This is a genomic window from Streptomyces zinciresistens K42 (assembly GCF_000225525.1).
Classification (GTDB): Bacteria; Actinomycetota; Actinomycetes; order Streptomycetales; family Streptomycetaceae; genus Streptomyces; species Streptomyces zinciresistens.
The window spans coordinates 1-3,215 of record NZ_AGBF01000371.1; the positions used below are offsets into that span (position 1 = coordinate 1).

Annotated in this window: 1 protein-coding gene and 1 pseudogene; both read left to right on the forward strand. The window is 74.8% G+C overall.

Annotated features, from left to right (window positions below; all coding sequences use genetic code 11):
• Nucleotides 1–199, forward strand: a pseudogene (locus SZN_RS36385) (hypothetical protein); the annotation flags it as partial.
• A gap of 47 nt (nucleotides 200–246) precedes the next feature.
• Nucleotides 247–3,215, forward strand: a 2,969-nt coding sequence (locus SZN_RS39500; RefSeq protein ID WP_139063684.1) for a MupA/Atu3671 family FMN-dependent luciferase-like monooxygenase, incomplete at its 3' end; no start/stop codon positions are given.

Genomic DNA, 3,215 nt, shown 5'->3' on the forward strand with positions numbered 1-3,215 from the left:
GCCCGCGCCGGACCCGGCGCCCGTCGCCCCGGTCGCCCCCGGGCCCGAGTACGCCACCCGCGAGGAACTGGAGGACATCGCGGGCAAGCTCCGGCAGATGTCCCGCATCCAGCTCCAGATGATGTCCCAGCTCTCCCAGCTGCTCGCCCTGCAGACCACCGCCACCGCGGACCGGCTCAACGGCAGGGTCGCCAAGTGAGCGCGCTCGACGGCATGTCCGCCGCCCTCGACCAGGACCTCGCGGAGATGGCCGACCTCTCCCGGCGCATCACCGAGCAGATGACGACCGGGACCCCGGCCGCTCCCACCGGGACCCCGGCCGCTCCCACCGGGACCCCGGCCGCTCCCACCAGGGCCCCGGCCCCGCCGGCTGCGGCGTCCGCCCCGCCCGCCGGGCCCCCGCTCCCGCCCACCGCCCCGCCGCGCGTCCACGGCCCCCGGGTCACGGTCGGACGCGGCTCCGGGATGGTGCGGGCGGCCTCCCCGCTCGCCCAGCAGGAGCACCTGGCCGACCTGGTACGCCGCTACACGGCCAGGACACCGACCTCCAAGCGCATCGCGGCCCGCTACCGCCGCGTCCTGGCCGACAGCCGGGCCGTCGTCGGATTCCGCAGCGCCACCAAGGAGATGCTCTACCCCCTCGCGGGCCGCCGGGCGGCCGGAGCGCGCCTGGAGGACGTCGACGGCAACGAGTACGTCGACATCACCATGGGCTTCGGCGTCCTCCTCTTCGGCCACGAACCGGACTTCGTGACCGAGGCCGTCCGCGCGCACCTCTCCCGCGGCATCCAGCTCGGTCCGCGCGCCGTGGAGACCGGCGAGGCCGCCGAACTCCTCGCCGCACTCACCGGAGCCGAGCGCGTGGCCTTCGCCAACTCCGGCACGGAGGCCAACTCCGCCGCCCTCCGGCTGGCCCGCGCCGCCACCGGCCGCGACAAGGTCGTCACCTTCCTGGGCGCCTACCACGGCCACGCCGACAACGTCCTCGGCCGCCCCTCCGGCAGCGGCGCCGACCGGCTCACCGTGCCCGTCTCACGGGGCATCCCGCGGTCGGCCGTCGCCGACCTCCTGGTCCTCGACTACGGCAGCGACAGCGCCCTGGAGGCCATCGAGCGGCACGCGGCCGAGATCGCCGCCGTCGTCGTGGAGCCGGTGCAGAGCAGGCATCCCGCCCTGAGACCCGTGGAGTTCGTGCGCAAACTGCGCGAACTGACCCGCCGGCACGGCATCGTGCTGCTCTTCGACGAGATGCTGACCGGGTTCCGCCCCGCCGCCCGCGGCGCCCAGGAGCTGTACGGCGTCACCCCCGACCTCGCCACCTACGGCAAGCTGCTCGGCGGCGGCTTCCCCATCGGCGCCGTCGCCGGCCGCGCCGACATCATGGACGGCGTCGACGGCGGCCACTGGTCCTACGGCGACGACAGCTACCCGCCCTCCGACACCACCTTCTTCGGCGGTACGTACATCCAGCACCCGGTCTCGATGGTCGCCGCCCGTGCCGTGCTCACCCACCTCAAGGAGCACAGCCCCCGCCTCCAGGAGCGGCTCAACGCCCGCACCGCCGGACTCGCCGACACGCTCAACGCGTTCTTCGACACCGAGGGATTCCCCCTGCGGATGAGCCACTTCGGCTCCCAGTTCCGCTTCGAGCACCGCGCCGACCTCGAACTGCTCTACCACCACCTGATGCTGCGCGGCGTCCATGTGTGGGAGTGGCGCAACTTCTTCCTGTCCACCGCCCACACCGACGCGGACGTCGCGTACGTCGCGGACGCGGTACGGGACTCGCTGCGCGAGCTCAGGTCGGCGGGCTTCTTCCCGGACACCCGGCCCGCCGTCACCAAGGCCCCGCCGCCCGAGCCGGCACCCTCCGAGCCGGCACCCTCCGAGCCGGCACCTTCCGAGTCGGCACCTTCCGAGTCGGCACCCTCCGAGCCCGCCCCGGTGGCCGCCATGGCCTGGAACGCGGCGGCGGTCGCCGCGGCCGCCCCGGCTCCCGCGCTCCCGGCTCCCGCGCTCCCGGCTCCCGCGCTCCCGGCTCCCGCACTCCCGGCTCCCGCACTCCCGGCTCCCGCGTCCCCGGCTCCCGCACTCCCGGCTCCCGCGTCTCCGCGCGCCGCACGCACCGCCGACTTCAGCGTCTACTTCTTCGGCGACTATCCCCACGAGCAGTCGGACGGCGCCGGGCGCTACGAACTCCTCATGGACGTCGCCCGCTTCGCCGACCGGCACGGCTTCCACGCGCTGTGGATGCCCGAGCGCCACTTCCACTCCTTCGGCGGCCTCTTCCCCAACCCGGCCGTCCTGGCCGCCGCGCTCTCCCGGGAGACCCGGCGCATCCGCCTCAACGCCGGCTCCGTCGTGCTGCCCCTCCACGACCCCATCCGGGTCGCCGAGGAGTGGTCCATGGCCGACAACCTGTCCGGCGGACGCGTCGGCATCGGCGTCGCGAGCGGCTGGAGCGCCAACGACTTCGCCTTCTTCCCCGACCGCTTCGGACGGCACCGGGAGCTGATGTACGAACAGCTCGCGCAGGTAAGGCAGTTCTGGCGCGGCGACGCCCTGCGGCGGACCACCGGAGACGGCGGCGAGGCCGAACTGCGGCTCTATCCGCGCCCGGTGCAGGACAGCCCGCCCCTGTACACCGCGGTGGTCGGCAACCCGGCCTCGTACGAGCTCGCCGCCCGCCACGACCTGGGCGTGGTCACCAACCTCATGACCCAGTCGGTGGAGCAACTCGCCGACAACATCGCCCGCTACCGCGCGGCCAGAGCCCGGCACGGCCTCGACCCGGAGGCCGGACGCGTGGCCGTGCTGCTGCACACCTACCTCGCGGACGACCACGACACCGCCCGCGCCGAGGCGTTCGCCCCGCTGGCGCGCTACATGCGCGCCTCGCTCTCCGTCTTCAGCGGCGTCGCCAACAGCCTCGGGCACCGCATCGACCTGGCCGACCTGAGCGAGGACGACCTGGACGCGGTGTTCCGCCGCGCCTACGGCCGCTACTGCGACCAGCGCGCCCTGATCGGCACCGCCGACAGCGTCCGGCCGGTCGTCGACGCGGTCAGCGCCGCGGGCGCCGACGAGATCGCCGCCCTCGTCGACTTCGGCGTCGCCCCCGGCGACCTGCGCGCGGGCCTGCCCCGGCTGGACGCGCTGCGCCGCCACTACCGCGCGCGGACCACCCCCGCGACCCCCGCCACCCCCGCGGCACC